This is a genomic window from Paracoccus alcaliphilus (assembly GCF_028553725.1).
In the GTDB taxonomy this organism is placed as follows: domain Bacteria; phylum Pseudomonadota; class Alphaproteobacteria; order Rhodobacterales; family Rhodobacteraceae; genus Paracoccus; species Paracoccus alcaliphilus.
This window is the reverse complement of the sequence record NZ_CP067124.1, coordinates 3,247,651-3,273,596: the sequence shown is the minus strand read 5'-3', so window position 1 is coordinate 3,273,596 and position 25,946 is coordinate 3,247,651. Positions and strand designations below refer to the sequence as shown.

The 25,946-nt window shown below is 66.1% G+C and carries 31 protein-coding genes; 29 read left to right on the top strand and 2 right to left on the bottom strand.

All coding sequences use genetic code 11. From position 1 onward, the window contains the following. Nucleotides 1–113 precede the first annotated feature (113 nt). The 5 genes from JHW40_RS16955 to JHW40_RS16935 all read left to right on the top strand — a co-directional run bounded on the left by JHW40_RS16955 (nucleotide 114) and on the right by JHW40_RS16935 (nucleotide 2,790). Complete coding sequence (locus JHW40_RS16955) at nucleotides 114–485, top strand: AtpZ/AtpI family protein (RefSeq protein WP_090611017.1); 372 nt, start codon at nucleotides 114–116, stop codon at nucleotides 483–485. A 38-nt stretch (nucleotides 486–523) separates the two neighbouring features. Continuing rightward, nucleotides 524–1,231, top strand: coding sequence for a F0F1 ATP synthase subunit A (locus tag JHW40_RS16950; RefSeq protein WP_090611016.1), 708 nt, complete (start codon nucleotides 524–526; stop codon nucleotides 1,229–1,231). A gap of 82 nt (nucleotides 1,232–1,313) precedes the next feature. After that, nucleotides 1,314–1,550: a F0F1 ATP synthase subunit C gene (locus tag JHW40_RS16945; protein ID WP_090611015.1), complete on the top strand. Its 237-nt coding sequence runs from the start codon at nucleotides 1,314–1,316 to the stop codon at nucleotides 1,548–1,550. A gap of 74 nt (nucleotides 1,551–1,624) precedes the next feature. Then, nucleotides 1,625–2,233 carry a F0F1 ATP synthase subunit B' gene (locus tag JHW40_RS16940; protein ID WP_090611014.1) on the top strand — a complete coding sequence of 203 codons (609 nt, stop codon included), beginning with the start codon at nucleotides 1,625–1,627 and terminating at the stop codon, nucleotides 2,231–2,233. Then, a complete protein-coding gene (locus JHW40_RS16935; RefSeq protein ID WP_090611013.1) occupies nucleotides 2,230–2,790 on the top strand; it encodes a F0F1 ATP synthase subunit B in 561 nt (186 codons plus the stop codon). The genes JHW40_RS16940 and JHW40_RS16935 overlap by 4 nt, the downstream gene beginning before the upstream one ends. 358 nt (nucleotides 2,791–3,148) lie before the next feature. Here JHW40_RS16935 and JHW40_RS16930 read toward each other — a convergent pair whose 3' ends face one another. Further along, nucleotides 3,149–3,919 carry a FadR/GntR family transcriptional regulator gene (locus JHW40_RS16930; protein ID WP_090611012.1) on the bottom strand — a complete coding sequence of 257 codons (771 nt, stop codon included), beginning with the start codon at nucleotides 3,917–3,919 and terminating at the stop codon, nucleotides 3,149–3,151. Between the two features lie 104 nt (nucleotides 3,920–4,023). Continuing rightward, nucleotides 4,024–4,686, bottom strand: coding sequence for a YiaD family glycine zipper/OmpA-like lipoprotein (locus tag JHW40_RS16925; RefSeq protein ID WP_090611011.1), 663 nt, complete (start codon nucleotides 4,684–4,686; stop codon nucleotides 4,024–4,026). 262 nt (nucleotides 4,687–4,948) lie between these two features. Here JHW40_RS16925 and nth point away from each other — a divergent pair, with 262 nt between their 5' ends. From nth to cysE, 24 genes are all read left to right on the top strand, one after another. Then, nucleotides 4,949–5,611, top strand: a complete 663-nt coding sequence (gene nth, locus JHW40_RS16920; RefSeq protein ID WP_090611010.1) for an endonuclease III — start codon at nucleotides 4,949–4,951, stop codon at nucleotides 5,609–5,611. Beyond that, nucleotides 5,608–6,621, top strand: a complete 1,014-nt coding sequence (locus JHW40_RS16915; protein WP_090611009.1) for an adenosine kinase — start codon at nucleotides 5,608–5,610, stop codon at nucleotides 6,619–6,621. The genes nth and JHW40_RS16915 overlap by 4 nt, the downstream gene beginning before the upstream one ends. A 272-nt stretch (nucleotides 6,622–6,893) precedes the next feature. Beyond that, nucleotides 6,894–8,156, top strand: a complete 1,263-nt coding sequence (gene fabF / locus JHW40_RS16910) for a beta-ketoacyl-ACP synthase II (protein WP_090611008.1) — start codon at nucleotides 6,894–6,896, stop codon at nucleotides 8,154–8,156. Further along, nucleotides 8,156–9,337 (top strand): endolytic transglycosylase MltG, encoded by a 1,182-nt coding sequence (mltG, locus tag JHW40_RS16905; protein WP_170851756.1) that lies wholly within the window; start codon nucleotides 8,156–8,158, stop codon nucleotides 9,335–9,337. Before fabF ends, mltG begins: the two co-directional genes overlap by 1 nt. 129 nt (nucleotides 9,338–9,466) lie before the next feature. Beyond that, nucleotides 9,467–9,910, top strand: coding sequence for a hypothetical protein (locus JHW40_RS16900; protein WP_090611006.1), 444 nt, complete (start codon nucleotides 9,467–9,469; stop codon nucleotides 9,908–9,910). Between the two features lie 488 nt (nucleotides 9,911–10,398). After that, nucleotides 10,399–10,614: a hypothetical protein gene (locus JHW40_RS16895; RefSeq protein WP_139208117.1), complete on the top strand. Its 216-nt coding sequence runs from the start codon at nucleotides 10,399–10,401 to the stop codon at nucleotides 10,612–10,614. Next, nucleotides 10,565–11,905: a DNA-packaging protein gene (locus JHW40_RS16890; protein ID WP_090611004.1), complete on the top strand. Its 1,341-nt coding sequence runs from the start codon at nucleotides 10,565–10,567 to the stop codon at nucleotides 11,903–11,905. The genes JHW40_RS16895 and JHW40_RS16890 overlap by 50 nt, the downstream gene beginning before the upstream one ends. Nucleotides 11,906–12,053: 148 nt before the next feature. Further along, nucleotides 12,054–13,238, top strand: a complete 1,185-nt coding sequence (locus tag JHW40_RS16885) for a phage portal protein (RefSeq protein ID WP_090611076.1) — start codon at nucleotides 12,054–12,056, stop codon at nucleotides 13,236–13,238. Beyond that, nucleotides 13,231–13,473, top strand: coding sequence for a GTA head formation protein, RCAP_rcc01685 family (locus JHW40_RS16880; protein WP_244519132.1), 243 nt, complete (start codon nucleotides 13,231–13,233; stop codon nucleotides 13,471–13,473). Before JHW40_RS16885 ends, JHW40_RS16880 begins: the two co-directional genes overlap by 8 nt. 3 nt (nucleotides 13,474–13,476) lie before the next feature. Next, nucleotides 13,477–14,004: an HK97 family phage prohead protease gene (locus JHW40_RS16875; RefSeq protein ID WP_090611003.1), complete on the top strand. Its 528-nt coding sequence runs from the start codon at nucleotides 13,477–13,479 to the stop codon at nucleotides 14,002–14,004. Nucleotides 14,005–14,110: 106 nt separating this feature from the next. Then, nucleotides 14,111–15,274 (top strand): phage major capsid protein, encoded by a 1,164-nt coding sequence (locus tag JHW40_RS16870; protein ID WP_090611002.1) that lies wholly within the window; start codon nucleotides 14,111–14,113, stop codon nucleotides 15,272–15,274. Nucleotides 15,275–15,464: 190 nt separating this feature from the next. Then, nucleotides 15,465–16,079 carry a head-tail connector protein gene (locus tag JHW40_RS16865; protein WP_090611001.1) on the top strand — a complete coding sequence of 205 codons (615 nt, stop codon included), beginning with the start codon at nucleotides 15,465–15,467 and terminating at the stop codon, nucleotides 16,077–16,079. Next, complete coding sequence (locus JHW40_RS16860) at nucleotides 16,079–16,417, top strand: head-tail adaptor protein (RefSeq protein ID WP_090611000.1); 339 nt, start codon at nucleotides 16,079–16,081, stop codon at nucleotides 16,415–16,417. The genes JHW40_RS16865 and JHW40_RS16860 overlap by 1 nt, the downstream gene beginning before the upstream one ends. After that, nucleotides 16,414–16,833, top strand: coding sequence for a DUF3168 domain-containing protein (locus JHW40_RS16855; RefSeq protein ID WP_090610999.1), 420 nt, complete (start codon nucleotides 16,414–16,416; stop codon nucleotides 16,831–16,833). The genes JHW40_RS16860 and JHW40_RS16855 overlap by 4 nt, the downstream gene beginning before the upstream one ends. A 12-nt stretch (nucleotides 16,834–16,845) precedes the next feature. Then, a complete protein-coding gene (locus JHW40_RS16850; protein ID WP_090610998.1) occupies nucleotides 16,846–17,259 on the top strand; it encodes a phage major tail protein, TP901-1 family in 414 nt (137 codons plus the stop codon). Further along, complete coding sequence (locus JHW40_RS16845) at nucleotides 17,259–17,573, top strand: gene transfer agent family protein (RefSeq protein WP_090610997.1); 315 nt, start codon at nucleotides 17,259–17,261, stop codon at nucleotides 17,571–17,573. The genes JHW40_RS16850 and JHW40_RS16845 overlap by 1 nt, the downstream gene beginning before the upstream one ends. Next, on the top strand, nucleotides 17,570–17,818 hold the full coding sequence (locus tag JHW40_RS16840; protein WP_090610996.1) for a rcc01693 family protein: 249 nt from the start codon (nucleotides 17,570–17,572) through the stop codon (nucleotides 17,816–17,818). The genes JHW40_RS16845 and JHW40_RS16840 overlap by 4 nt, the downstream gene beginning before the upstream one ends. Next, nucleotides 17,808–18,461 carry a phage tail tape measure protein gene (locus tag JHW40_RS16835; RefSeq protein WP_090610995.1) on the top strand — a complete coding sequence of 218 codons (654 nt, stop codon included), beginning with the start codon at nucleotides 17,808–17,810 and terminating at the stop codon, nucleotides 18,459–18,461. Before JHW40_RS16840 ends, JHW40_RS16835 begins: the two co-directional genes overlap by 11 nt. Nucleotides 18,462–18,476: 15 nt before the next feature. Further along, entirely contained in the window at nucleotides 18,477–19,109 is a 633-nt protein-coding gene (locus tag JHW40_RS16830; RefSeq protein WP_090610994.1) for a DUF2460 domain-containing protein, read from the top strand. Beyond that, nucleotides 19,106–19,939: a DUF2163 domain-containing protein gene (locus tag JHW40_RS16825; RefSeq protein WP_090610993.1), complete on the top strand. Its 834-nt coding sequence runs from the start codon at nucleotides 19,106–19,108 to the stop codon at nucleotides 19,937–19,939. The genes JHW40_RS16830 and JHW40_RS16825 overlap by 4 nt, the downstream gene beginning before the upstream one ends. Next, nucleotides 19,932–20,360 (top strand): C40 family peptidase, encoded by a 429-nt coding sequence (locus JHW40_RS16820; protein WP_090610992.1) that lies wholly within the window; start codon nucleotides 19,932–19,934, stop codon nucleotides 20,358–20,360. The genes JHW40_RS16825 and JHW40_RS16820 overlap by 8 nt, the downstream gene beginning before the upstream one ends. A gap of 18 nt (nucleotides 20,361–20,378) precedes the next feature. Beyond that, nucleotides 20,379–24,266 carry a baseplate multidomain protein megatron gene (locus JHW40_RS16815; RefSeq protein ID WP_090610991.1) on the top strand — a complete coding sequence of 1,296 codons (3,888 nt, stop codon included), beginning with the start codon at nucleotides 20,379–20,381 and terminating at the stop codon, nucleotides 24,264–24,266. Continuing rightward, nucleotides 24,253–24,966 (top strand): DUF2793 domain-containing protein, encoded by a 714-nt coding sequence (locus JHW40_RS16810; RefSeq protein WP_090610990.1) that lies wholly within the window; start codon nucleotides 24,253–24,255, stop codon nucleotides 24,964–24,966. Before JHW40_RS16815 ends, JHW40_RS16810 begins: the two co-directional genes overlap by 14 nt. A 99-nt stretch (nucleotides 24,967–25,065) precedes the next feature. Further along, nucleotides 25,066–25,887: a serine O-acetyltransferase gene (gene cysE, locus JHW40_RS16805; protein WP_170851762.1), complete on the top strand. Its 822-nt coding sequence runs from the start codon at nucleotides 25,066–25,068 to the stop codon at nucleotides 25,885–25,887. The last annotated feature ends 59 nt before the right edge of the window (nucleotides 25,888–25,946 follow it).

Here is a 25,946-nt window from a genome sequence, read left to right as displayed (position 1 = left end):
GCGTAAGACTAAAATACATAGCAATATCAGTTATTTGAAAATCAGGCTGCGTTGCTTGACTCGGGGGGGATATGTCCCTAAACCCCGGCCTGACGATAACGGGGGCGTGACAGATGGCCGAAGGGCCCCGGAACGACGCGGAACGGCAGGCAGATGCGGCCCGATTGCGCGCTCTGGAAGAAAAGCTGGCGCAAAAGACCCCCAGGCCAGAGGTTCGCGGACCGATGGCAGACTATGACAAGGCCCATCTGGCCTGGCGCATGGTGATCGAGCTGGTGGCGGGGCTGGGGATCGGCCTCGGGATCGGCTTTGGCCTCGACTATCTGTTCGGCACCGCGCCGTTCCTGATGGTCGTGTTCATCTTCCTCGGCTTCGCGGCCGGCATCAAGTCGATGATGCGCAGCGCGGCCGAGCTGACAAGGACCGGCCCCGCGCCGGACAAGGACGCAACCGGCCCCGCGCCGGACATGGACGAGAGGGATTGATCGTGGCGACTGAAGGAAGCGGCCTGGAATTCCACCCGATGGATCAATTCGTGGTCAAGCCGCTGTTCGGCGCCGGCGATGTCCACTGGTACACGCCCACCAATGTGACGCTGTGGCTGGCGCTGGTGGTGCTGGCAAGCGTCGCGCTGCTGGTTCTGGGCACCCGTGGCCGCGCCATCGTGCCCAACCGCAGCCAGTCCATCGCCGAACTGGCTTACGGCCTTGTCCACAAGATGGTCGAGGATATCGCGGGCAAGGACGGGCTGAAATATTTCCCCTATATCATGACGCTGTTCATGTTCATCGTGTTCGGCAACCTGCTGGGCCTGCTGCCGAAATCCTTTACCGTGACCTCTCATATCGCGGTGACCGGGGTGCTGGCGTTTTCGGTGTTCTTTACCGTCACCGCCATCGGCTTCATCAAGAACGGCGTGCATTTCCTGGACCTGTTCTGGGTCCGCTCGGCGCCGCTGGCGATCCGGCCGGTGCTGGCCGTGATCGAGGTCATCAGCTATTTCGTGCGTCCGGTTAGCCACTCCATTCGTCTGGCGGGCAACATGATCGCGGGCCACGCCGTCATCAAGGTCTTCGCGGGCTTTGCGGCCATCGCCGCAGTCGCGCCGGTCTCTATCATCGCTGTGGTCGGCATGTTTGCCTTTGAACTGCTGGTGGCCTTCATCCAGGCCTATGTGTTCACCATCCTGACCTGCGTTTACCTGAAGGATGCGCTGCACCCGTCGCACTGAGGCGACGGGCTGCGGCCCCCGCGCGGCCCCTTTGGCCGCATCCACCAAGAATGCCTCACTTCCAACCGCAAGGAGATTTGACATGGAAGGCAATATCGGAGAACTGGGCCAGTATATCGGCGTCGGCCTGACCGCCATCGGCATGGGCGGGGCCGCCATCGGTGTGGGCAACGTCGCCGGCAACTTCCTGGCTGGCGCCCTGCGCAACCCGTCGGCTGCCGCCGGTCAGACCGCTACGCTGTTCATCGGCATGGCCTTCGCCGAAGCGCTGGGGATCTTCTCGTTCCTCGTCGCGCTTCTGCTGATGTTCGCGGTCTGATCCCTCGCCATCCTTGCGGCGGGGTGGGGCGCAGGTCCCACCCCTTCGTGACCTGAAAGGCCAAGGGGTAGGATATGATCAGCCTGTTGCAAGAGGCCGCCACCACCGCGGTCGAACATTCTGAAGACGCCGCCGCACATGCGGCTGCGCATGGTGACGCCGCAGCGCATGGCGCTGGCGAAGCTGTCGGTCTGCCGCAGCTTGATATCGGCACGTTTCCGAACCAGATCTTCTGGCTGGTCGTCGCGCTTGTCGTGCTGTACTGGGCCATCTCGAAGATCGCGCTGCCCCGGATCGCCGCCGTCCTGTCGGACCGTCAGGGTGCCATTACCGGCGATCTGATGGCCGCCGAGGAATTCAAGCAGAAGGCGAAAGAGGCCGAGGCCGCCTATGACAAGGCGCTGGCCGATGCCCGGGCCGAAGCTCAGACGATCATCGCCGCCAACCGCGCCGAGATCCAGAAAGAGCTGGACGCCGCCATCGCCCATGCCGATGCCGAAATCGCCGCCCGTACCGCTGAATCGGAAAAGCGCATCGCCGAGATCCGCGATTCCGCCGCCAGCGATGCCCATTCCGTCGCGCGCGAAGTGACCGCCGCGCTGGTCGAGAATTTCGGCGGCACCGTCGATCAGGCTGCCGTCGATGCCGCCATCGACAATCGCATGAAGGGGGCGCTGCAATGAAAAAGCTGACCGCGACGCTGATCGCCGCGCTGGCCGCCAGCCCGGCCGCCGCCGCCGATGGGCCGTTCTTTTCGCTGCGCAATACGGACTTTATCGTCCTGATCGCGTTTCTGGTCTTTGTCGGCATCCTTGTCTATTACAAGGTGCCGTCGCTGCTGGGTGGTCTGCTGGACAAGCGGGCCGACGGCATCCGCTCGGATCTGGATGACGCCCGCCGTCTGCGCAGCGAAGCGCAGGAGATCTATGCCAGCTATGAGCGCCGCCAGCGCGAGGTGAAGGAACAGGCCGAGGCCATCATCACCAATGCCGGCCACGAGGCCGCGGCGCAGGCTGCCAAGGCCAAGGCGGATCTGGAGAACTCGATCGCGCGCCGCCTGAAGGCCGCCGAGGATCAGATCGTCAGTGCCGAATCCGACGCCGTTCGCGCCGTGCGCGACCGTGCCGTGCAGGCCGCCATTGCCGCCGCGACCCAGATCCTGACCGCTCAGGTCAGTTCGGGCCAGCGTTCGGCCGGGATCGACGACGCCATCGAAGACGTGGCGCGCCGCCTGAACTGATCGGATACCCGCCGGATCGGGCAGGGTATCGACAAGTTGGACAGTGACTGAAACCTCCGGCTGAATGGCCGGGGGTTTTTCTTGTCCCGTTTCCGGGGGCTGCAACCGGGGCGCGGCGGCTGAAGGCCGCACCCCGATTGCCCCTCGAAGACAGGGACCGGCTCTTTCACGAAAGGGCAGCAGACCGGCCCATGTTCCGCCCGGCGCGTTCTGGGGACAACGCCTTGCGGGTCTGCGATGGCCGCATTTGGGGTCCCTGGCGCGCCGGGTCCAGCCCTGCATATGATGAATATGCATGTGACGTAGCGTTACATTCTGGCGCGACATGGTGACGCAGGCAATTTCCCGACAGAGCGGGTTACCTGCCGTGCTGCCGCATCAGCCGCAGCCGGGCCAGATCGTCCTGCTGGTCATAACGCTGCGCCTCTTGCAGCCGCTCGGCAACATAATCCAGATGAAGGCACAGAAGTTCCCTTGCGCGCGGCCCGTCGCGTTCCTGCAAGGCGCCGTTGATCGCCTCGTGATGGGCCAGCAACCGGGCGCGGGTGGTCGTCTCTTCGAACAAGGCGGCGGCGCGGCCGTGAAGCACCCCCGCCCGCAGCAGATCCTGCATCGAGCGCATCATGTGCAGGGCAACGATATTGTGGCTGGCCTCGACAATCGCCATGTGAAAGGCCGCGTCCAGTTCGGCATCCAGCGCGGCGTCGTGCTGGTCATGGACGGCCTGCATCCGGCGCAGGGCATCGGCGATGACCTCCAGATCACCATCGCTGGCCTTGGTGGCGGCGCGTTCGGCGGCAATCCCCTCCAGATCCTTGCGGAATTCCAGATAATCCGTCGCGGCTTCGGGATGACGCGCGATCAGCCGAACCAGCGCCGGGGAAAAGGCCGAGCCCAGAATCTCGGCCACGAAGATGCCCGATCCGGGGCGGGCGCATAACAGGCCGTCCTCTTGCATCGCCGCCAGCGCCTCGCGCAGGGATGGTCGCGATACGCCCATCATCGCCGCCATGTCGCGTTCGGCGGGCAGCCGCGCGCCGGGACGCAGGATGCCATCGAGAATCAGGCTTTCGATCTGGCGGGTGACGGCCTGAGACAGTTTCTCGGCCTCGATCTTGTGGAAGGGCATGGCGGGCCTGCTGCATGGATTGGTCAGAAATTAGAACCGATCCGCGCAGAAAAGCAAAGGGCCGGTCGATGACCGGCCCCCTTTGGTGTGACGATTATCCGGCCTCAGCGCGTCGGGCGGATCAGGATTTCGACCCGGCGGTTCTGGGCGCGCCCCTCGGCGGTGGCGTTCGAGGCGATCGGCTGGTCGAATCCGCGCCCGGTGGTGGCAATGCGGTTCGAGGCGACGCCTGCCGCGCTGAGGATGCCCGCGACCGATTGCGCGCGGCGCTGCGACAGATCGCGGTTGAGCGCGGCGCTGCCGGTGTTGTCGGTATGGCCCACCACTTCGACCACGGTGTTGGGGTACTGGTTCAGGTTGCGCGCCACGGCATAAAGATCGTTTTGCGCCGCACCCGAGACAGCGGCCGAAGAGGTGGCGAACAGGATGCCCTCGGGCATGATCACCTGCAGGTGATCGCCGTGGTTGACGATCTGGATGTTCGGATTGCTGATCGACTGCTGCAACGCCTGGGCCTGCCGGTCCATCATGTTGCCCGCGACGGCACCCGCCACACCGCCCAGAACCGCGCCGCGCGCGGCGCTTTGGCCCCGGTCGCTGCCGGCGGTGGCGGCACCCAGCACGGCACCCGCGACGCTGCCGGCAATGGCGCCCTGCGTTGTGCGGCTCATGTCGGTATTGGCGCCGCCGGTGGCCGAAGGATCGGCGCAGGCGCCCAGCACGAGCAGCCCCGAAGAGGCCAGAATGGTGGTGATGCGGAGGTTCATGGGACTCCCTTTCCTTCCGATGGTTGCGGGCCATGACGCGCCGCGAAACTTTGTGACGGGATCCGGATTCGGGCTGAACCCGGCTGACCGTCCAACGCGCGTCAGGCTGTCGCAGTTCCGTCCGAATGTGAAGCAGTCTGTTGCGCGGAATGGACTGAACTTGCGTCACATTCCGGCGATGGGCGGATTTCGCCCGCCATAGTGCCCGGCCATATCGACCAAAGCTTGCATTGCGCCGCCCGTGGGGCCAATAGGGGGCGCCATGGCCAAGACCCGCTCCATCCCGCCCGCCCTTCCGTTCGCCGATCAGGTCGCGATCTTCTCGCGGCTGGCCGAATCCAACCCAACCCCGGAAACAGAGCTGAACTTCACCAACCCCTATACGCTGGTGGTGGCGGTGGCGCTGTCGGCGCAGGCGACCGATGTCGGAGTGAACAAGGCGACCAGAGGTCTGTTCGCGATTGCCGACACGCCGCAGAAGATGCTGGATCTGGGGCTGGAGGGCGTGACCGAGCACATCAAGACCATCGGCCTGTTCCGGCAGAAGGCGAAGAACGTGATCGCCATGTCGCGCATCCTGGTCGAGGATTACGGCGGCGAGGTCCCCGACAGCCGAAGCGCGCTGATGAGCCTGCCGGGCGTCGGTCGCAAGACCGCCAATGTGGTGCTGAACAGCGCCTTCGGCCATTCTTCGCAGGCAGTGGACACGCATATCTTCCGCGTCGGCAACCGCACCCGGATCGCGCCGGGCCGCGATGTCGATGAGGTCGAGCGCGCCATCGAGGACAATGTTCCGGTCCGCTTTCAGCAACATGCCCATCACTGGCTGATCCTGCATGGCCGCTATATCTGTCAGGCGCGGCGCCCGCGCTGCGCGGTCTGCATCATCAACGACCTGTGCCCCTATGAGGAGAAGACCGGATGACCACCCCCTATGTGATCGGCATCGGCAATGCGGTGATGGACGTGATCGCGCCGACCGACGAGGCGCGGTTGCAGGCGCTTGGCGTGCAGAAGGGAATCATGCAGCTGATCGAGCGCGAGCGGTCGGAATATCTGATGGCGGCGCAGGCGGACGATCACGGGCCGGGACGGGCGCAGTCGCGGCTGGTGCCCGGCGGCTCGGTTGCCAATACGCTGGCCGGGATCGGAATGCTGGGGCTGAAGACCGCCTTCATCGGCCGGGTCGCGGATGACCCGCTGGGACTGTCCTATGCCGAACAGACCGAGGGCGCGGGCACGGTCTTCGTCAATCCGCCGGTGGCCGGCGAGCAATTGCCGACATCGCGCAGCATCATCTTCGTCACACCGGATGGAGAGCGGTCGATGAACACCTATCTGGGCATCTCGGCAGAGCTTGGGCCGGATGACGTGAACCCCGCTGTGTTCCAGGGGGCGGGCTGGCTGTTTCTGGAAGGCTATCTGTTCGACAAGCCGAAGGGGAAAGAGGCTTTTCTCAAGGCGGCCGATGCCTGCCACGCGGCGGGCGGGCGCGCGGGAATCGCGCTGTCCGATCCCTTCTGTGTCGACCGCCACCGCGAGGATTTCCGCAGACTGGTCGCCGGTCCGATGGACTATGTCATCGGAAACCAGCAGGAATGGACTGCTCTTTACCAGACCGACACCCTCGATGAGGCATTGAGCCAGGCTGTCGCGGATTGCGGCACGGTGATTTGCACCCGCTCGGGTCAGGATGCAATCCTGATCCGCGATGGCGAACGCATCAGCGCGCCGGTAAACCCGGTGGTGCCGGTCGATGCCACAGGGGCCGGCGATCAGTTCGCCGCTGGCCTGATCTATGGCCTGGCAACCGGCGCGCCGCTGGAGGTCGCTGGCCGCATGGCCTGCATGGCCGCCGCCGAAGTGATCGGCCATGTCGGCCCGCGCCCCGAACGCGACCTGCGCACCGATTTCCGCGCGGCCCGCCTGATCTGAAACCACGTATTGCGTCCCGCGACCGCCGGGGGGTTTTACACCCCCCGGACCCCCCGTAAGGTATTTTGAAGGAGTGCGAGAGGCGGGTTCGCGCCTGTTCTTCATTCCCTCGCGCTCCTTGAAAATACCTGCGGGGTGAATTGGCCGCAGGCCAAGAGGGGGCGGCGAGCCCCCTTTCTGTCCGCTGCCGCTTATGCCGCAGACGCAGCGTTGCGCGGGGAAAGCGGAGACTGTATCAGGACGGAACGAAAAATGGCTTGAAGGATATGCCTATGCGCAGGGTTGTTGTCACCGGACTGGGGATGGTCACGCCTTTGGCTTCGGGTGTCGAGGCGACGTGGGAACGTCTGCTGGCGGGACAATCCGGGGCCGGGCCGATCACGCGCTTCGATGCGAAGGATGTCGTGACGCAATATGCCTGCGAGATTCCTGTAGGCGATGGCAGTGATGGCAGCTTCAATCCAGATGACTGGATGGAGCCGAAGGACCGGCGCAAGGTCGATGATTTCATCCTTTATGGCATGGCCGCGGCGACGCAGGCGGTGAAGGATTCCGGCTGGCAGCCCGAGGATGAGGAGGGCCGCTTGCGGACCGGCGTCATGATCGGGTCGGGCATTGGCGGGCTGACCTCGATCGCCGAGACTGCGGTGCTGATCAAGGAGCGTGGGCCGAAGCGGGTCAGCCCCTTCTTCATTCCCGGCGCGCTGATCAACCTTGTCTCGGGGCAGGTGTCGATCCGCTTCGGCTTCAAGGGGCCGAACCATGCCGTCGTTACCGCCTGTTCGACCGGGGCGCATGCCATTGGCGATGCGGCGCGGCTGATCATGCTGGGGGATGCCGATGTGATGGTCGCGGGCGGCGCCGAGGCGCCGATCTGCGAGATCGGGATCGCGGGCTTCAACGCCTGCAAGGCGCTGTCCACCAAGCGTGGGGATGATCCGAAGGCGGCCAGCCGTCCCTATGACGTGGATCGAGACGGTTTCGTCATGGGCGAAGGTGCAGGCGTCGTCGTGCTGGAAGAATACGAGCACGCGAAGACGCGTGGCGCGAAGATCTATGCCGAGGTTCTGGGCTATGGTCTGTCGGGCGATGCCTATCACATCACCGCCCCCAGCGAGGATGGCGATGGCGGTTTTCGCGCCATGCAGAACGCCTTGCGCTCGGCGGGTCTTGCGCCCGAGCAGATTGATTACATCAACGCGCATGGCACCTCGACCATGGCAGACACCATCGAGCTGAACGCGGTCGAGCGGCTGTTGGGCGATCATGCGGGGGATGTCGTGATGTCCTCGACCAAGTCCAGCATCGGCCATCTGCTGGGCGCGGCGGGCGCGGTCGAGGCGATTTTCTGTACCCTTGCGATCCGTGACCAGATCTGTCCGCCGACGATCAATCTGGACAATCCCGCCGTAACGCCCAGACTGGATCTGGCCGCCAATGCCGCCGTGCGACGCAAGGTGGATGTGGCCCTGTCCAACAGCTTTGGCTTCGGCGGCACCAATGCCTGTCTGATCCTTGGCCGGGTTGCCGACTGATGTGGCGCAATATCGCCTCGAACTTCCTGACGCTGGCGATCGTTCTGCTGATTGCCGCCGCCGCCGCCGTTGCCTGGGCGCGGCAGGAATTCACCGGACCCGGACCCAGCCAGGTGGCGCAATGCGTGCAGGTGGCGCCGGGGGCCAGTCTGAACGCGGTCAGTCAGCAACTGGCCGATCAGGGGGCGATCTCGAACGCTTATATCTTTCGCGCCGGGGCCGATTACATGGGCAAGGCGGGGCAGCTGAAATTCGGCAGCTATCTGATGCAGCCGGGTGCCAGCATGGAGGATATCATCGGTACGGTGACGGCGGGCGGGCCTTCGACCTGCGGCACCGAGGTGATCGTTCTGGTCGGTGTACGCGAGACGAACATCCTGCTGCGCGACATGAATTCCGAAACCGGCGCCTATGAGGAAATGGCCCGCTATAACCCGGCCAGCGCCGAGCGCCCCGAAGTTATCGCCGAAGCCGAGGACCGTGACGATCTGCGCCTGCGCGTCGTCATGGCCGAGGGCGTGACAAGCTGGCAGGTGGTCGAGGCACTGAAGGCGGCCGAGTTTCTGTCGGGCGAGGTGTCCGAACTGCCTGCCGAGGGCAGTCTGGCGCCGGATACCTATGCGGTGAACAAGGGCGATGACCGCGCCGCCATTCTGGCCGAGATGGCGCGGCGGCAAGAGGCGATCCTTGCGGCGGAATGGGAGGCGCGGCCTTTCGGGCTGCCCTATGACAATCCGCAGGAGGCGCTGATCATGGCCTCGATCGTCGAGAAGGAAACCGGCGTCGCGTCCGAACGCCCGCAGGTGGCCAGCGTTTTCGTCAACCGGCTGGAGCGGGGGATGCGACTGGAGACCGACCCGACGGTGATCTATGGCGTGACCGGCGGGCAGGGGATCCTTGACCGCGGATTGCGGCGGTCGGAACTGAACACGGTGACGCCCTATAACACCTATCGCGTCGATGGTTTGCCGCCCACGCCGATTGCCAATCCGGGACGGGCCGCGATCCATGCGGCGCTGAACCCGGATACGACGGATTACATCTTCTTCGTCGCCGATGGGACTGGGGGGCACGCGTTCTCTCGTACATTGGAGGAACATAACGCCGCCGTGGCCCGCTGGCGCGAGATCGAGCGGCAGCGCGGCGAGCCTGCCGACAGTCCGGTGCAGGGCGACGGCTGAGCCGTTTCGCGGCGTGAAATATTTGACAGACCCGCCCCGGGTGTCGCAGGCTTGTCGGCACGGGGGCGGGTTTTGTGCATTCGGATTTCACGGCCTGCCCCGTTGCGTTCGTCATCAGGAGATATGCCGATGAAACTGTCCGATATGTTTTCGACCCTTGCCGAGAATGCCCGCGCCTTCGAGGAACGCGCAAGCGAATGGCAGAAGGATCTGACCGCGCGCAACGAAGAGATGATCGGCAATGTGCGCAAATGGCAGGATGCCGCGCTGGAGCGGCAGGACGAGATGAACCGGCAGATGCGCGGCTATTTCGACGAGGCGGGCGAGAATGTGCGCAAGCAATGGGAAACCATGCACAGCGCCTGGGAAGATCAGTTCGAGAAGATGAAGGCGCGCGGCGAAGAAATGCGCGTGGCCGCCGGCAAGATGCAGGGCGGCGATTTCGCGGATTGGGCCGAGGCCTATGCCGCGCAGATGGTCAGCTATGCCCAGAAGATGCAGGACGAGGCCGCCAATGCGATCGCCTCGGCCACCGAGGCGCGGGCGAAATCGCCGGGCAAGAAGAAGGGCTGACACCCTGTTGCGGTGCCGGATTCGCGGTGGATCCGGCTGTGCAACCCGTCTGGACGGGTCATGTTGCGCAGCGTGCGCATGGGGTGTTGCGCTGCGTAACCTGTTGTAAAGGTGCTTCTAATCGGCCGTCGACTCTCGCCTTAGGGGTTAGCCGTTGACTTGGAGAACGCCTGAGGGTAGAACTTATCCATGCTGGGAGAAATGGGCAAGCGGCCGGGGGGCGACCCCTTGGGCCGCTTTGTTTGTTTCTGGGCTCGTGCGGACAGGACACGAGGCGGGACAGTTCGAATGAATGATATGCAGTGGGGCGGGATCGGTGATCCCGAGGGTCCTTTCATGGCGAAGGGTCCAGCGAGGGGCTGGCCGCCGATGGCGGGCAGGACAATGCACCGATCCCGCCCGAAGAGGCGATTGCCGTCGCCGAAGGGTTGTTCTGGGCCTATGTCCGGGATCTTCGCGCGCATCATGCCGAGCTTGAGGCGAAGGGCATGGGCGAGGTCGATCCGGCGCGGCTGAAGAAGGCCGTCGAGACGGCCCGGACCGTCCGCGAGGCGGTTCATCTGCTGATGGTGGAAAGGAACAGGGTTGACAAACTTCGCAAGGATATCGCCGGCGGGGTCGGAGGAGGTGGCCTCGACCTTGACGCGGCACGAGATGAAATCGGGCGCCGCCTGGCTTGCCTGCGCCGCGCCGGAACAGGTTGACGCGTTTCTGGGAGGGCTGGGCGACAATGCGCTGTTGTCGCTGCCCTGGCTGTTCGAGTTCTGGGCCTTGCCGCATCAGCTGCCCCCGGAGGGCGACTGGAAAAGCTGGGTCATCATGGGCGGGCGTGGCGCGGGCAAGACCCGCGCCGGGTCCGAATGGGTGCGGCGTATGGTCGAGGGGCCGACCGCCGCCGCGCCGGGCCGTTGCCGCCGCGTCGCGCTGGTCGGAGAGACCTTTGATCAGGCGCGCGAGGTGATGGTGATGGGCGAGTCGGGCATTCTGGCCTGCTCGCCCCCCGATCGCCGTCCGGTCTGGGAGGCCGGGCGGCGGCGGCTGGTCTGGGCCAATGGCGCGACGGCGACGGTTTACAGCGCCCATGAGCCCGAGGCGCTGCGCGGACCTCAGTTCGACGCGGCCTGGGCGGATGAACTGGCCAAGTGGAAGAAGGCCGAGGAGGTCTGGGACATGCTGCAATTCGCGCTGCGTCTGGGCGAGCATCCCCAGCAGGTGGTCACCACCACGCCGCGCAATGTCGGCGTGCTGAAGCGGATCCTTGGCAATGCCAGCACCGTGACGACCCATGCGCCGACCGAGGCGAACCGGGCCTGGCTGGCCGAGAGCTTTCTGGCCGAGGTTCAGGCGCGCTATGGCGGCACGCGGCTGGGGCGGCAGGAACTGGAGGGCGTGCTGCTGGACGATGTCGAGGGCGCGCTGTGGACCACGACCGGGCTGGAGGGTTGCCGGGTCGAGTCGGCGCCGAAGCTGAGCCGGATCGTGGTCGCGGTCGATCCGGCGGTGACAGCGGGCAAGGCCAGCGACGAATGCGGCATCGTGGTCGCGGGTGTGCTGGCCGAGGGCGAGCCGCGCGACTGGCGGGCCTTCGTGCTGGAGGATGCGACCATCAGGGGCGGGCCGCTGGACTGGGCGCGGGCGGCGATCGCGGCGATGGACCGGCACGGCGCCGAAAAGCTGGTGGCCGAGGTCAATCAGGGCGGCGATCTGGTGGAAAGCGTGATCCGGCAGGTCGATCCTCTGGTGCCGTTCCGGGCCTTGCGGGCCGGGCGGGGCAAGGGGCTGCGGGCAGAGCCTGTCGCCGCGCTTTACGAGCAGGGGCGGGTCAGGCATTTGCGGGGGCTGGGCGCGCTGGAGGATCAGATGTGCCAGATGACGGTGCGCGGTTTCGAGGGGCGCGGATCGCCCGACCGGCTGGATGCGCTGGTCTGGGCGATCCATGAGTTGATGATCGAACCGGCGGCGGGTTGGCGGCGACCGCAGATGCGGGTTTTGTGACGGCAAGGCCGGGGGCTTTCCGCCCGGTCGCCGGGTGGTTCCCCAACCAATGGTGCACCACCCGGCGACCCCAGAGGATATTTATACACCAAAGATGGATGGGCTGCCCTGCGGGGCGGCCTTTTTCGTGGTGAGCAAGGAGGCGAGCATGGCGTTTCGATTGTTTTCGCGGGAGGCGAAGGATGTTTTCGCGCCGGAGAGGAAGGCCAGCGCGACCGGGCGGGTGGTCGCCTTTGCCAGCGGCTCGGGGCGGGCGGTCTGGTCGGCGCGGGACACGGCCAGTCTGACGCGCGGGGGCTTTGTCGGCAATCCGGTCGGGTTCCGATCTGTCAAGCTGATCGCCGAGGCGGCGGCGGCGGTTCCGCTGATCTGTGCGGATCGCGGGCGGCGCTTTGAGACGCATCCGCTGATGGATCTGTTGCGGCGGCCCAATCCGGGGCAGGGGAGGGCCGAGTTGTTCGAGGCGCTGTTCGGGCAGATGCTGCTGTCGGGTAATGGCTATCTGGAGGCGGTGGGGCTGGACGCGTCGGGCTTGCCGGAAGAGCTGCATGTGCTGCGCGCGGACCGGATGAGCATCGTGCCGGGTGCCGATGGCTGGCCGGTGGCCTATGAATATGCGGTGGGCGGGCGCAGGCATCGGTTCGACATGACCGGCAGCCCCGATCCGATCTGCCATATCAAGAGCTTTCACCCGCAGGACGACCATTACGGGTTGTCGCCGATGCAGGCGGCGGCGGTGGCGCTGGATGTGCATAACAGTGCCTCGGCCTGGTCGAAGGCGCTGCTGGACAATGCGGCGCGGCCCAGTGGTGCGATTGTCTATCGCGGCGCCGATGGTCAGGGGGTGCTGTCGCCCGAGCAATATGACCGGCTGGTGGGCGAGATCGAGATGAACCATCAGGGTGCGCGCAATGCCGGGCGCCCGATGCTGCTGGAAGGCGGGCTGGACTGGAAGCCGATGGGGTTCAGCCCCAGCGACATGGAGTTTCACGAGACCAAGATGGCCGCCGCGCGCGAGATTGCGCTGGCCTTTGGCGTGCCGCCGATGCTGCTGGGGATTCCGGGTGATGCGACCTATTCCAACTATGCCGAGGCGCATCGGGCGTTCTATCGCCTGACCGTTCTGCCGCTGGCGACGCGGGTATCGGCATCGGTCGCGTGGTGGCTGTCCGAGCATCTGGGCGAGGAGGTCGATCTGCGCCCCGATCCCGACGGGATTCCGGCGCTGGCGACCGAACGCGATCAGCAATGGCGGCGGATCGGCGAGGCGACGTTCCTGACCGATGCCGAGAAGCGCGCGCTGCTGGGGCTGGCGCCGAAGGCCGATGGGTGAGCCGGTGGAGGGGTCGCGCTTTTTGCGGGACGGCATCTGGCACGATCAGCGTTTCGAGGCGCAGGAGCGGATCATGGCGCTGCAATTCGGCGCCGTCGAGAAGCGGCTGGAACGGATCGAGGCGCTGATCGAGGGGTTGGAGCGGCGGCTGTGGATGACCGTTTATGGCGTGGTTGCGGTGATCCTGACCCAGGCGGTGCAGGGCATCCTGGACTATGCGCCGAAAGGAGGCTGAGGGATGATTTCGGGACTTGAGGTAAAATTCGCGGGCGGCGCCCCGGTGCTGAGCAATGGCCATGTGATCGAGGGATATGCCAGCCTGTTCGGGCTGACCGATCAGGGGGGCGATGCGGTGCTGCCGGGGGCGTTCCGCGCGTCGCTGGCGCGTCTGGCGGCGGGGGGCGAGCGGGTGCGGATGCTGTGGCAGCACGATCCCGCGCAACCCATCGGGGTCTGGGACGAGATCCGCGAGGATGACAAGGGGCTGTGGGTCAAGGGGCGGTTACTGCCCGAGGTGGCGCAGGCCCGAGAGGCCGCGGCGTTGATCGGGGCCGGGGCCATCGACGGGCTGTCCATCGGCTATCGCACGATCCGGGCCGAGCGTGACGGCAAGGGCCGGCGGGCGCTGGCCGAGGTTGAGCTGTGGGAGGTGTCGCTGGTGACCTTTCCGATGCTGGTTCAGGCGCGGGTCGGGCGCAAGGACGCGCAGGAATTGCACGATATCGCCCGGCTGCTGGATGCGGCGACCGAGGCGCTGCGGGCATGAGTTTCGCGCGCATCGGCTGATGCGCCGCATGGTTCGTGCCGCCCGTCGCGGCGGCTTCGATTGGCAGGGGCGGTAAGGCCCCGTTCATCGCGATGAGGAGAAGGCAATGACCGAGGTGAAAGCCGCGGACAGCGACGGCATGGCCGTTGACCTGAGGGCGTCTCTGTTTGGGTTCGTTAATGAACTCAAGGAGTTTCGTGGGGATATTCAGATGAAACTGCAAGCACAGGAAGAGCGTATGAACATGCTTGATCGCAAGACTGCCATCCGGGGCCGCGCGCCCCTGTCCACCGTGGCCGAGACCGAGGTTCCGCATCAGAAGGCGTTCAGCGCCTATCTTCGTTCCGGCGACGATGACGGGCTGCGCGGTCTGGTGATCGAGGAAAAGGGTCTGACGGTTGCCAGCGATGGCGGTTTTCTGGCCGCGCCGCAGGTGGCGGAAACGGTGCAGCGGGTGCTGTTGTCGGGGGCCTCGCTGCGTCGTCTGGCCAATGTCGTGACGGTCGAGAGCGCGGTTTATGAGGCGCTGGTGGACAAGGGCGAGCCGGGCGCGGGCTGGGCCAGCGAGACTGCGACCGAGGAAACCACGGCGGGCGGGGTCGAGCGGATCTCGATCCCGGTTCACGAGCTGTCGGCCATGCCCAAGGCCAGCCAGCGGTTGCTGGACGATGCGGCATTCGATGTCGAGGCCTGGCTGGCCGAGCGGATCGCCGACCGATTTGCGCGCGCCGAGGCGGCGGCCTTCATCAATGGTGACGGCGTGGCCAAGCCGCGCGGCATCCTGTCCTATCCGGTTGCGGCCACCCCCGAGGGCGGTGATGGCCAGATCGGCACCGTGGAGACCGGCATGATGGGTGATTTTGATGACGATGCGCCCGCCGACGCGCTGATCGATCTGATCTATGCGCTTGGCGCAGAATATCGCGCGAATGCGAGTTTCGTGATGAATTCCAAGACCGCCGCCCGCGTGCGCAAGATGAAGGATGGCGACGGTCGGTTCCTGTGGTCGGATGCGCTGAATGCGGGCCAGTCGGCGCAGCTTCTGGGCCATCCGGTGCTGATCAGCGAGGATATGCCGGATATCGACGTCGGCGCCTCGGCCATCGCGTTCGGCGATTTCCATGCGGCCTATACCGTGGTCGAGCGGCCCGATCTGCGGGTGCTGCGCGATCCGTTCAGCGCCAAGCCGCATGTCCTGTTCTATGCCACCAAGCGCGTCGGCGGTGGCGTGACCGATTTCCGCGCCATCAAGCTGTTGCAGTTCGCCTGATCCGAAAGGTTCGGGCGAGGGGCGGGAACGCGTGCGGTGTCGGTTGTTCCGGCTTGGCAACTGTCCGCGCGGCTGATGGCCGGCGCGCGGGCGCGTTCCCGCCTTCCGGGCAGGTGACGGGCGAAGGCTGCGCAAGGGGCCTTCGCCTTTCTGATGGATGTGGCGAACGACAGGACGGGAGGTTCGCGAGATGATGCTGATCGAGGAAACGGCGCCTGCGGCGGAGGCGCTGCCTGTCGCCGCGCTGCGCGACCATTTGAGATTGGGAACCGGGTTCGGCATCGCCGACGATCCCGCCGAAACGGCGGCTTTGACCGGGTTCTTGCGCGCGGCGATCGCCACGATCGAGGCGCGGACCGGCAAGGTGCTGCTGACGCGGCGGTTCCGCATGCAACTGGATGACTGGCGCGACCGGCTGGGCCAGCCCCTGCCGCTGGCGCCGGTTCTGATGGTCGAGGCGATCGAGATCGACGATGGCATGGGCCAGGTCACGCAGCTGCCTGCCGACAGCTGGCGGCTGATCCCCGACAACCAACGGCCGATGGTCGTGCCCACCGGGGTGATCCTGCCGCATGTGCCGCGCCGGGGCTTTGTCACGCTGCGTTTCATCGCCGGGTTCGGCGAGGGGTGGCAGCAGGTGCCTCCCGATCTGGGGCAGGCGGTGCTGATGCTGGCGGCGCGATACTATGAGGATCGCAGCGATGCGGATGCCCGCGCCGTGCTGCCATTCGGGGTCAGCGCGCTGATCGAGAAATGGCGCGCCGTTCGCACTCTGGCAGGGCGCGGCAGCCGGGAGGTTCGCTGATGGCCCCGCCTGTGCTGAATGTCCGGCTGGCACTGGAACATCCCGACCGCGAAGGCGACGGGCTGGGCGGCTATCGCATCGAATGGCGGCATCTGGGCTGGCTTTGGGCGGCGATGGCGGCGCGGTCCGGCGTGCAACGTCAGGCCGAGGTCAGCGCCGAAAGTGTCGTGACCTGGCAGATCACCTTGCGCGCCGTGCCTGTTGGCGATGTGCGCAGGCCCGCGCCCGGACAGCGGTTCCGGCTGGATCAGCGCCTGTTCGTGATCGAGGCGGTGGCCGAACAGGACCGGGCCGGGCGCTGGCTGACCTGCTTTGCGAAAGAGGAGGAACTGGCATGAGCTATGCCGCTTCCGTCGCGCTTCAGGCGGCGGTTTATGAACGGTTGCGCGGCGATGAGGCGCTGGGCGATCTGGTGGGCGACGCCATTTTCGATGCGATGCCGGTCGAGCCGCCCAGTGGCGTGCATGTCTCGATCGGCCCCGAACAGGTCGAGGAGGCGGGCGATGTCACGGCGCGCGGATCGCGCCATGACTTCGAGATCTCGGTCCTGTCGGGCACCAGCCAGAGCGGCGGTTTCGGCATGGTCAAGGCCGCCGCGCTGGCCGTGACCGAGGCGCTGGAGCGTGGCGGGCTGGAACTGGATCACGGGCATCTGGCGGGGCTTTGGTTCCTGCGCGCCAAGGCGCGCCGGGTGGAAAACAGTACGGCGCGCCGGGTCGATCTGACCTTTCGCGCGCGAATTGATCTTGGCTGAGGAGACAGGCGAATGGCTGTGCAGAATGGACGCGATCTGCTGATCAAGATGGATATGACGGGGGATGGCGCTTATGAAACCGTCGCCGGGTTGCGGGCCACACGGCTGGCCTTCAACGCCGAGACCGTCGATGTGACCAGTCTGGAAAGCCCCGGCGGCTGGCGCGAATTGCTGGGTGGCGCGGGGGTCCGCAGCGCCTCGATCTCGGGGTCGGGGGTGTTTCGCGACGCCGACAGCGATGGGCGGGCGCGACAGATCTTCTTTGACGCCGAGGTGCCGCGCTTTCAGGTGGTGATCCCCGATTTCGGCACCATCGAAGGCCCGTTCCAGATCACCGGGCTGGAATATTCCGGCAGCCATAACGGCGAGGCCACCTATGAGTTGTCGCTGGCCTCGGCCGGGGCGCTGAGCTTTGTGGCGCTGTGATGGTCAATCCGCATCGGGGCGAGGTCGAGCTGTTGCTGGACGGGCAGCGCCATGTCGCGCGGCTGACGCTGGGGGCGCTGTCGGAGCTGGAGCATGAACTGGGCGCCGACAGCCTGATTGCGCTGATCGGACGGTTCGAGGCCGGGCAGTTTTCCGGCCGCGATGTGCTGGCGGTTCTGGTCGCCGGTCTGCGCGGCGGCGGCTGGCAGGGCCGGGCCGGGGATCTGCTGACGGTCGATATCGGCGATGGCGCGGCGGGGGCGGCGCGAAAGGCCGCGGAACTGCTGGCGCTGGCCTTTCGCGGTGCCGCATGAGCAGGGCCGGGCGGGGGCTGGACTGGGCCGGTCTGATGCGGGTGGGGCTGCACGGTCTGGGGCTGCGCCCGACCGAGTTCTGGGCGCTGACCCCGGCGGAACTGGCCGCAATCCTGGGCATCGAGGCGTTTAGCCCGCCCATGAACCGCCAGCGTCTGGCCGAGCTTGAGGCACGCTTTCCCGATCGCCCTGCGGGTGCGGACGGGACGGATAACGGGATGAGGGGCCAGCAAGATGGCGAATGAAACTTATGGGCAGGCGCTGGACCGGCTGGATCAGCGCCTGAACGGCAATGGCCGCGTCGTATCGGAATTCGAGGCCGAATTGTCGCGTCTGCGGCAGTCGATGATCCTGACCGGGCGCGAGGTCGGCACGCTGACCGGGGGCATCGAGCGCGGGTTGCGCCGTGCCTTTGACGGGCTGATCTTCGACGGGCTGAAGCTGAGCGATGCGCTGAAAAACGTCGGGCAGGGCATCGCGAACACGGTCTATTCCATCGCGATGCGGCCCGTCGGGCAGGCCGTTGCGGGCACGATTGCCGGAGGCATGAACCAGATGCTGTCCGGTGCGCTGCCCTTTGCGCAGGGCGCCGGCTTCGTGCAGGGCCGGGTGATGCCCTTTGCCAGCGGCGGCGTGGTCAGCGCGCCCACGCATTTCCCGATGCGCAATGCGACCGGGCTTATGGGCGAGGCAGGCCCCGAGGCGATCATGCCGCTGAAGCGCGGCGCAGACGGTCGTCTGGGGGTGGCCGCGCAGGGCGGTGCGACCCGGCCGGTCAATGTCACGATCAATGTCAGCACGCCCGATGTCGCGGGTTTCCAGCGCAGCCAGTCGCAGATCGCGGGCCAGTTGGGCCGCATCCTTGCGCGCGGCGACCGCAACACATGACGCAGGAGCGAGAAGATGGCAATTCACGAGGTGAGGTTTCCCGCCAATCTGTCATTCGGATCGATTGGCGGCCCTGAACGGCGCACCGAGATCGTCACCCTGTCCAACGGGTTCGAGGAACGCAATTCCCCCTGGGTCCATGCGCGTCGGCGCTATGACGCGGGGATGGGGTTGCGCTCGCTGGATGATCTGGCGGCGCTGGTCGCGTTTTTCGAGGCGCGGGCGGGGCAGATGCATGGGTTCCGCTGGAAGGACTGGTCGGATTACAAAAGCTGTCCGCCATCGCGCGAGCCTGCCTTCGACGATCAGGAGATCGCGCAGGGCGATGGCCAGACCGTCACCTTCGCGCTGACCAAGACCTATGCCTCGGGGCCGTCACGCTATGCCCGGCCGATCACCAAGCCGGTGCGGGGGCTGGTCCGGGCGGGCGTCGGCGGCGACGAGCGCTTCTTCGAGGCGGATTATGATGTCGATCACGACCGCGGGCTGATCACCTTTCACGAACCGCCCGAAGCCGGCGCGGCGGTGACGGCGGGTTATGAGTTCGATGTGCCGGTGCGGTTCGACACGGATCGGATCTCGGTTTCGGTGGCGTCCTTTCAGGCCGGAGAGATGCCGCAGATCCCGGTGGTGGAGGTTCGGATATGACCACGACGACTTTGGCGCGGGCCTGGGCGGTGCTGCGCGCGGACGGGTTGCGGCTGGGCTTTACCGATCACGACACCGAACTGCGTTTCGAGGGGATGCGGTTTCGCCCCGACAGCGGATTGTCGGCGCGGGCGCTGATGCAGGGAGCCGGGCTGGCGGTGGACAATACCGAGGCCGAGGGCGCGCTGAGCGACGATGCCATTACCGAGCGCGATCTGATGGCGGGCCGCTGGGACGGCGCCGATCTGCGCCTGTGGGAGGTGGATTGGCGTGATGTGTCGCAGCGGCGGCTGATCTTCAGCGGGTCATTGGGCGAGGTGACGCGGGCCTCTGGCGCGTTTCGGGCCGAGTTGCGCGGGCTGACCGAGCCTTTGGGCGCCCCGCTTGGCCGGGTCTATCATCCGCGCTGCGCCGCCTGTCTGGGCGATGCCGCCTGCCGGGTCGATCTGACGCCGGACAGCCTGCGCCACGAGACCGGATTTGCCAGTTGCGACGAAGGCCGTGTGTTTCGGTTCAACAACTTTCCGGCCTATGATGCGGATTGGTTCGAGCATGGCGTGCTGCTGGTTCTGGATGGCGGTGCCGAGGGGCTGAAATCGGCCATCAAAAGCGATGTGGCCAGCCCCGGCGGCCTGCGCGAGATGGAACTGTGGGAGCCTCTGGCGATCATCCCGCAACCGGGTGACTGGCTGAGGCTGACCGCCGGTTGCGACAAGCGCGCCGCGACCTGTCGAACGAAATTTGCCAATTTCCTGAACTTTCGCGGCTTTCCCCATCTGCCGCCCGAGGATTGGCTGATCGCGCCGCAGGCGGCGGGGCGTCATGGCTGAGGATGTAGTCACGCTGGCGCGGCGCTGGATCGGCACGCCCTATGTCCATCAGGCCAGCCGGATCGGCGCGGGCTGCGATTGTCTGGGGTTGATCCGGGGGATCTGGCGCGAGCACCACGGCTGTGAGCCCGAGTTGCCGCCGCCCTACAGCGCCGATTGGGGCGAATGCGGCGGGCGCGAGTTGTTGCATCAGGCGGCGCTGCGCCACCTGTTGCCGGTCGCACCGGAGGCGGCGCTGGCCGGGGGGCAGGTGCTGCTGTTCCGGATGCGCTCGGGCTCTGTCGCCAAGCATCTGGGGATCGTCGCGCGGGTGGAGGGCGGTCCCAGCTTCATCCACGCCTATAACCGCCGCGGCGTGGTTGAGAGCCCGCTGAGCGCGCCCTGGCGTCTGCGCATCGCGGCGCGTTTCGAATTTCCATAACGAGGGAAGGAGGCCGGCATGGCCACGATAGTGCTTTCGGCAGTCGGTGCGTCGATCGGCGCGGGTTTCGGAGGCGCGGTGCTGGGCCTGTCGGGTGCGGTGATCGGCCGCGCCGTCGGTGCCACCATCGGCAGCGCCATCGACCAGCGCCTGCTGGGTGGCGGCGCGAAGGCGGTCGAGACAGGTCGCATCGACCGGCTGCGATTGCAGACGGCGGGCGAGGGGACTTCGATCCCGCGGATCTGGGGGCAGATGCGGGTGCCGGGCCATGTGATCTGGGCATCGCCGCTGGAAGAGGTCGCCCGCCAGAGTGGTGGTGGTGGCAAGGGCGCGCGCCAGCCCACCGTGACCGAGATCAGCTATCGCCTGTCGGTTGCATTGGCCCTGTGCGAAGGCGTGGTCCTTGGTGTCGGTCGCGTCTGGGCGGATGGCGAAGAGATCGCCGCGCGTGATCTGAACATGCGGGTCTATAATGGCGGTGAGGTGCAGATGCCCGACCCCGCCATCGCCGCGCAAGAGGGCGAGGACGCGCCCAGCTATCGCGGCATCGCCTATGTCGTGCTGGAGGATCTGCATCTGGAACGCTGGGGCAACCGGATGCCGCAACTGAGTTTCGAGGTCACACGCCCGGCGCAGGACGGCACCGGGCTGAGTACCGATGTGCGGGCGGTGGCGATGATTCCCGGCACGGGGGAATATTCGCTGGCGACGACGCCGGTGACGCTGGATCTGGGTCTGGGCGAAAGCCGCTCGATCAATGTCAACACGCCGATGGGCGGGACGGATTTCGCCGTGTCCATGGATGTGCTGGGGCGGGAATTGCCGAATGTCGGTTCGGTCTCGCTGGTGGTGTCATGGTTCGGCAGTGATCTGCGGATCGGGCATTGCAGGGTGCAGCCCAAGGTCGAGCATGTCGCCAATGACGGGGCCGAGATGCCGTGGCGTGTGGCGGGCATCGGCCGCTCGGACGCTGAAGAGATCGCGCAGGTTGGCGGCTCTCCCGTCTATGGCGGTACGCCGTCGGATCAGTCGGTGATCGAGGGATTGCGGGCGATTGCCGCATCCGGGCGCAAGGCGGTGTTCTATCCCTTCATCCTGATGGAGCAACTGGCGGGGAACGGCTTGCCCGATCCCTATGGCGCCGGGGAACAGGCCGTGATGCCCTGGCGCGGGCGGATAACGACGGCGCTGGCGCCGGGGCAGGTGGGCTCAAGCGACGGGTCTGCGGCGGCGGCAGCCGAGGTGGCGGCGTTTTTCGGCGCGGCGGCGGTCGGCGATTTTTCGCGCGAGGGCGAGAGGGTCGATTACCACGGCCCTGCCGAATGGTCCTATCGTCGCTTCATCCTGCATTACGCGCATCTTTGCGCGGCAGCGGGGGGGATCGACGCCTTTCTGATCGGGTCCGAGATGGTGGGTATGACGCAGATCCGGGGGGCGGCGGGCAGCTATCCCGCCGTGGCGGGTTTGCGGCAGCTGGCGGCTGATGTGCGCGCCATCCTGGGGCCCTCGGTCAAGATCGGTTATGCGGCGGACTGGTCGGAATATTTCGGCCACCACCCCGGAGATGGAGAGCTGTTCTTTCACCTCGACCCGCTTTGGGCCGATGACAATGTCGATTTCATCGGCATCGACAATTACATGCCGCTGTCGGACTGGCGCGATGGGACCGACCATCTGGACGCGCATTGGGGGCGGATCGACGGTCCCGATTACCTGCTGTCGAATGTCGCGGGGGGCGAGGGCTATGACTGGTTCTATGCCTCGGATGCGGATCGCGATGCGCAGATCCGCACGCCGATCACCGACGGCAGCTATGACGAGGCGTGGGTCTGGCGTTACAAGGATTTGAAAAGCTGGTGGCAGAACCTGCATTACGACCGGCCCGACGGGGTTCGTTCGCAGCAGGCGAGTGCATGGGTGCCCGGCTCGAAGCCCGTCTGGTTCACCGAGATCGGCTGTGCGGCGCTGGACAAGGCCACCAACCAGCCCAACAAGTTTCTGGACGCGATGAGTTCCGAAAGCGTGCTGCCGCATTATTCGGACGGGCGGCGCAATGATGCGTTGCAGGCGGCCTATGTCCGGGCGGTTTCGGCCCATTGGGACGATCCGCGGAACAACCCGGCCATGACCGGCGGCGGGCGCATGGTCGATGTGTCGCGCAGTCATGTCTGGTGCTGGGATGCGCGGCCCTATCCGGCCTTTCCGAACCGCCGTGATCTGTGGTCGGACGGCCCGGCGTGGGAGCGCGGGCATTGGCTGAACGGGCGCGCGGGGGCGGTCACGCTGGCCGCCTGTGTGGGCGATATCTGCCGCATGGCGGGCGTGACCCGGTTTGATGTCAGCCGGTTGTCGGGCGTGGTGCGCGGCTATGTCCTGTCGGGCAACGAGAGCGGGCGGGCGGCGTTGCAACCCCTGATGCTGGCCTATGGTTTCGATGCGGTCGAACGCGATGGCGTGCTGCGTTTCGTCATGCGGCAGGGCTTGCCGGTCGCCAGCATCGCCCCCGAAAATCTGGCCGTCACCGATGAACTTGGCGGTTTTGAGGTCACTCGCTCTGCCGATCTGCAACTGAGCGGGCGGATAAGGTTGAGCCATGTCGAGGCCGGGGGGGATTATGCCGCCTCGACCGCCGAGACCATGCTGCCGGATCAGCCCGACCAGCAGGCCGTGGCCGAGAGTGAATTTCCTCTGGTCCTGACACGGGCTGAAGGGCGCGGGATCGCCGGGCGCTGGCTGGCCGAGGCGCAGATTGCCCGCGATACGGCGCGGTTTGCCCTGCCTCCGTCGCAGTCGCGTCTGGGGGCGGGGGATGTCGTCAGCGTCGATCACGGCGCGGGCCGCGCGCATCTGTGGCGGATCGACCGGACCGAGCGGGCAGGGGCGATCACCGTCGAGGCGGTGCGGGTCGATCCCGGCGTCTATCGTCCCGCGCCGTCGGTCGAGGATGACGGCCCGATCCGGCGCTATACCCCGCCCATGCCGGTGATGCCGGTGCTGCTGGATCTGCCGCTGATGCGCGGGGACGAGGTGCCGCATGCGCCCTGGCTGGCGGTGACGGCAAAACCTTGGCCCGGCTCTGTCGCGGCCTATGGCGCGTTGGATGAGGATGGCGGCTTCGAGTTCAATCTGGCGCTGTCCCGCCGTGCCGTGATCGGCCGGACCGAGGTGCCGCTGCTGGCAGCACGTCCCGGCATCATCGATCGTGGCGCACCTTTGCGGATCAGGCTGAAATCCGAGGTTCTGTCCTCGGTCACGCGGCGGGCGATGCTGTCGGGCGGCAATGTGCTGGCCATCGGGGATGGCAGTCTGGCCAACTGGGAATTGCTGCAATTCCAGCGCGCCGAACCCGTCGGTCAGGATCTGTGGGACATTCGCGAGCGGTTGCGGGGGCAGGCCGGCACGGATGCCATCATGCCGCAGGTCTGGCCCACCGGTTCTCTGGTCGTGCTGATGAATGGCGCGGCGCAGCAACTGGATCTGCCGCCATCGGCACGCGGCCAGCAGCGGTTCTGGCGCATCGGCCCGGCGATGCGCGCGGTGGATGATGCCAGCTATCGCCAGCGGGCGGTGACGATCCGGGGGATCGGCTTGCGTCCCTATGCGCCCTGTCATCTGCGGCTGGAGGGGCCGCGCGTCAGCTGGATCCGTCGGACGCGGATCGGCGGTGACGGCTGGGACGGGCCGGATGTGCCGCTGAGCGAGGCGCGGGAGCAGTATCTGCTGCGGGTGGAGCAGGGCGATGCGGTTCTGCACGAGGCGACGACCACCGCGTCGGAATATCAGTTGCCGCAGGCGGTTCTGAACATGGCGCTGTCCGCCGGTCCATTCCAGATCGCCGCTGCACAACTGTCCGAGGAATATGGCGCAGGCCCGTTTGTCAGGAGGGAATTCAATGCCAACCAATGAGACCATGCGGCTGGGAATGCCGTTGTTGCTGCCCGCTCAGGCCCAGAAACACGTCACGGTGAACGAGGCGTTGATGCGGCTGGATGGTCAGGTCAATCTGGTCCTGCAAAGCGTCTCGACCACCACCCCGCCCGAAACCGTCATCGACGGTGCCTGCTGGGCGGTGCCCTCGGGCGCCCAGGGTGATTGGTCGGGCCGTGGCGGCCAGATCGCCATCGGCGTGAATGGCGGCTGGGTGTTCCAGCCGCCCGCCGCCGGTATGCGTGCCTTTATCGCCGATCGAGGCGTGGGCGCGATCCATGATGGCACGGTCTGGGTGGTCGGGGCGTTCAGTCTTGGGATACAGGGATCGGGACTGATCGCAGGCATGGCCGAGGCCGAGGTCGCCGTCAGCGCAGGCGCCAGCTTTGACACCGGCGTCCTTATCCCGGGCGGTGCGATGGTTCTGGGTGCCGTGGCAAAGGTGACCGAGGCGCTGACAGGCGACCTGCAGACATGGCAACTGGGCACGTCCGGGGCCGAGAACCGCTTTGGACAGGGGCTGGGCAAGGGACAGGGGTCATGGGCACGCGGCATGCTGGGCGCGCCGATGACCTATTACGAACCGGCCACGCTGATCATGACGGCACAGGGCGGCGCATTTGCCGGGGGGCGGGTCCGGCTGGCCGCGCATTGGTGGGAGTTGCGTCTGCCCGACTGATCGCCACCTTTGCTTTATTGTGCCCGCCCGCGACTTTTACTGCTGGACATTCTGGTCTATCAGCAGAAGATCAACAATGCGGGCGGGCCCGAAATGAACATGCTACATGGAGCCAAAAAGCCACTGGAGCTGGATAAGGATGCGATCTGGGCGCAGCTTCAGGATGAGGCGCGATCAGCCGTTGGCGACGAACCCCTGCTGGGGGCGCTGATCCATGCCGGATTGCTGCATCACCACAGTCTGGAAGCGGCGCTTGCCTATCGCTTTTCCCTGAAGCTCGCATCCGGCGAGATGAGCGAGCAGTTGCTGCGGGAACTGGCGGATCAGGCCTATCGCGAGGATCCTTCGCTTGGCGATGCGGCGCGGGCGGATCTGCTGGCGGTCTATGATCGTGATCCGGCGACGCATCGGCTGTTGCAGCCTGTGCTGTTCTTCAAGGGATTTCAGGCGCTGCAAGCCTATCGCATGGGGCATTGGCTGTGGCGTCAGGGGCGACGTGATATGGCCTATTTCGTGCAGATGCGTTGCTCGGAATGTTTCGGTGTCGATATCCATCCGGCCGCGCAGATCGGCACCGGGGTGATGATCGACCACGCCCATTCCATCGTCATTGGCGAGACGGCGACGGTCGGTAACGATGTCTCGATGCTGCATTCGGTCACGCTTGGCGGCACCGGGAAAGAGGACGGCGACCGCCATCCCAAGATCGGCGACGGGGTGATGATCGGGGCCGGTGCGAAGGTGCTGGGTAATATCCACATCGGAGAGCGTTCGCGCATCGCCGCCGGATCCGTGGTGCTGCGCGAGGTGCCGCCCTGCAAGACTGTCGCCGGTGTCCCCGCCAGAGTGATCGGCGACGCAGGCTGCGACGAGCCGTCCCACAGCATGAACCAGTTGTTGGGTAACGGCGATTATATGTGATCTGACTGCGGGGCAGGTCTGTATCCACGCTTATCGGCGATCGTGTTTCAAGGTCATCT

Excerpts from the sequence above, each read along its gene's own strand:
- JHW40_RS16955 (WP_090611017.1), top strand. The coding sequence starts at position 114 with ATGGCCGAAGGGCCCCGGAACGACGCGGAACGGCAGGCAGATGCGGCC.
- JHW40_RS16950 (WP_090611016.1), top strand. The coding sequence starts at position 524 with ATGGATCAATTCGTGGTCAAGCCGCTGTTCGGCGCCGGCGATGTCCAC.
- JHW40_RS16945 (WP_090611015.1), top strand. The coding sequence starts at position 1,314 with ATGGAAGGCAATATCGGAGAACTGGGCCAGTATATCGGCGTCGGCCTG.
- JHW40_RS16940 (WP_090611014.1), top strand. The coding sequence starts at position 1,625 with ATGATCAGCCTGTTGCAAGAGGCCGCCACCACCGCGGTCGAACATTCT.
- JHW40_RS16935 (WP_090611013.1), top strand. The coding sequence starts at position 2,230 with ATGAAAAAGCTGACCGCGACGCTGATCGCCGCGCTGGCCGCCAGCCCG.
- JHW40_RS16930 (WP_090611012.1), bottom strand. The coding sequence starts at position 3,919 with ATGCCCTTCCACAAGATCGAGGCCGAGAAACTGTCTCAGGCCGTCACC.
- JHW40_RS16925 (WP_090611011.1), bottom strand. The coding sequence starts at position 4,686 with ATGAACCTCCGCATCACCACCATTCTGGCCTCTTCGGGGCTGCTCGTG.
- nth (WP_090611010.1), top strand. The coding sequence starts at position 4,949 with ATGGCCAAGACCCGCTCCATCCCGCCCGCCCTTCCGTTCGCCGATCAG.
- JHW40_RS16915 (WP_090611009.1), top strand. The coding sequence starts at position 5,608 with ATGACCACCCCCTATGTGATCGGCATCGGCAATGCGGTGATGGACGTG.
- fabF (WP_090611008.1), top strand. The coding sequence starts at position 6,894 with ATGCGCAGGGTTGTTGTCACCGGACTGGGGATGGTCACGCCTTTGGCT.
- mltG (WP_170851756.1), top strand. The coding sequence starts at position 8,156 with ATGTGGCGCAATATCGCCTCGAACTTCCTGACGCTGGCGATCGTTCTG.
- JHW40_RS16900 (WP_090611006.1), top strand. The coding sequence starts at position 9,467 with ATGAAACTGTCCGATATGTTTTCGACCCTTGCCGAGAATGCCCGCGCC.
- JHW40_RS16895 (WP_139208117.1), top strand. The coding sequence starts at position 10,399 with ATGGGCGAGGTCGATCCGGCGCGGCTGAAGAAGGCCGTCGAGACGGCC.
- JHW40_RS16890 (WP_090611004.1), top strand. The coding sequence starts at position 10,565 with ATGAAATCGGGCGCCGCCTGGCTTGCCTGCGCCGCGCCGGAACAGGTT.
- JHW40_RS16885 (WP_090611076.1), top strand. The coding sequence starts at position 12,054 with ATGGCGTTTCGATTGTTTTCGCGGGAGGCGAAGGATGTTTTCGCGCCG.
- JHW40_RS16880 (WP_244519132.1), top strand. The coding sequence starts at position 13,231 with ATGGGTGAGCCGGTGGAGGGGTCGCGCTTTTTGCGGGACGGCATCTGG.
- JHW40_RS16875 (WP_090611003.1), top strand. The coding sequence starts at position 13,477 with ATGATTTCGGGACTTGAGGTAAAATTCGCGGGCGGCGCCCCGGTGCTG.
- JHW40_RS16870 (WP_090611002.1), top strand. The coding sequence starts at position 14,111 with ATGACCGAGGTGAAAGCCGCGGACAGCGACGGCATGGCCGTTGACCTG.
- JHW40_RS16865 (WP_090611001.1), top strand. The coding sequence starts at position 15,465 with ATGATGCTGATCGAGGAAACGGCGCCTGCGGCGGAGGCGCTGCCTGTC.
- JHW40_RS16860 (WP_090611000.1), top strand. The coding sequence starts at position 16,079 with ATGGCCCCGCCTGTGCTGAATGTCCGGCTGGCACTGGAACATCCCGAC.
- JHW40_RS16855 (WP_090610999.1), top strand. The coding sequence starts at position 16,414 with ATGAGCTATGCCGCTTCCGTCGCGCTTCAGGCGGCGGTTTATGAACGG.
- JHW40_RS16850 (WP_090610998.1), top strand. The coding sequence starts at position 16,846 with ATGGCTGTGCAGAATGGACGCGATCTGCTGATCAAGATGGATATGACG.
- JHW40_RS16845 (WP_090610997.1), top strand. The coding sequence starts at position 17,259 with ATGGTCAATCCGCATCGGGGCGAGGTCGAGCTGTTGCTGGACGGGCAG.
- JHW40_RS16840 (WP_090610996.1), top strand. The coding sequence starts at position 17,570 with ATGAGCAGGGCCGGGCGGGGGCTGGACTGGGCCGGTCTGATGCGGGTG.
- JHW40_RS16835 (WP_090610995.1), top strand. The coding sequence starts at position 17,808 with ATGGCGAATGAAACTTATGGGCAGGCGCTGGACCGGCTGGATCAGCGC.
- JHW40_RS16830 (WP_090610994.1), top strand. The coding sequence starts at position 18,477 with ATGGCAATTCACGAGGTGAGGTTTCCCGCCAATCTGTCATTCGGATCG.
- JHW40_RS16825 (WP_090610993.1), top strand. The coding sequence starts at position 19,106 with ATGACCACGACGACTTTGGCGCGGGCCTGGGCGGTGCTGCGCGCGGAC.
- JHW40_RS16820 (WP_090610992.1), top strand. The coding sequence starts at position 19,932 with ATGGCTGAGGATGTAGTCACGCTGGCGCGGCGCTGGATCGGCACGCCC.
- JHW40_RS16815 (WP_090610991.1), top strand. The coding sequence starts at position 20,379 with ATGGCCACGATAGTGCTTTCGGCAGTCGGTGCGTCGATCGGCGCGGGT.
- JHW40_RS16810 (WP_090610990.1), top strand. The coding sequence starts at position 24,253 with ATGCCAACCAATGAGACCATGCGGCTGGGAATGCCGTTGTTGCTGCCC.
- cysE (WP_170851762.1), top strand. The coding sequence starts at position 25,066 with ATGCTACATGGAGCCAAAAAGCCACTGGAGCTGGATAAGGATGCGATC.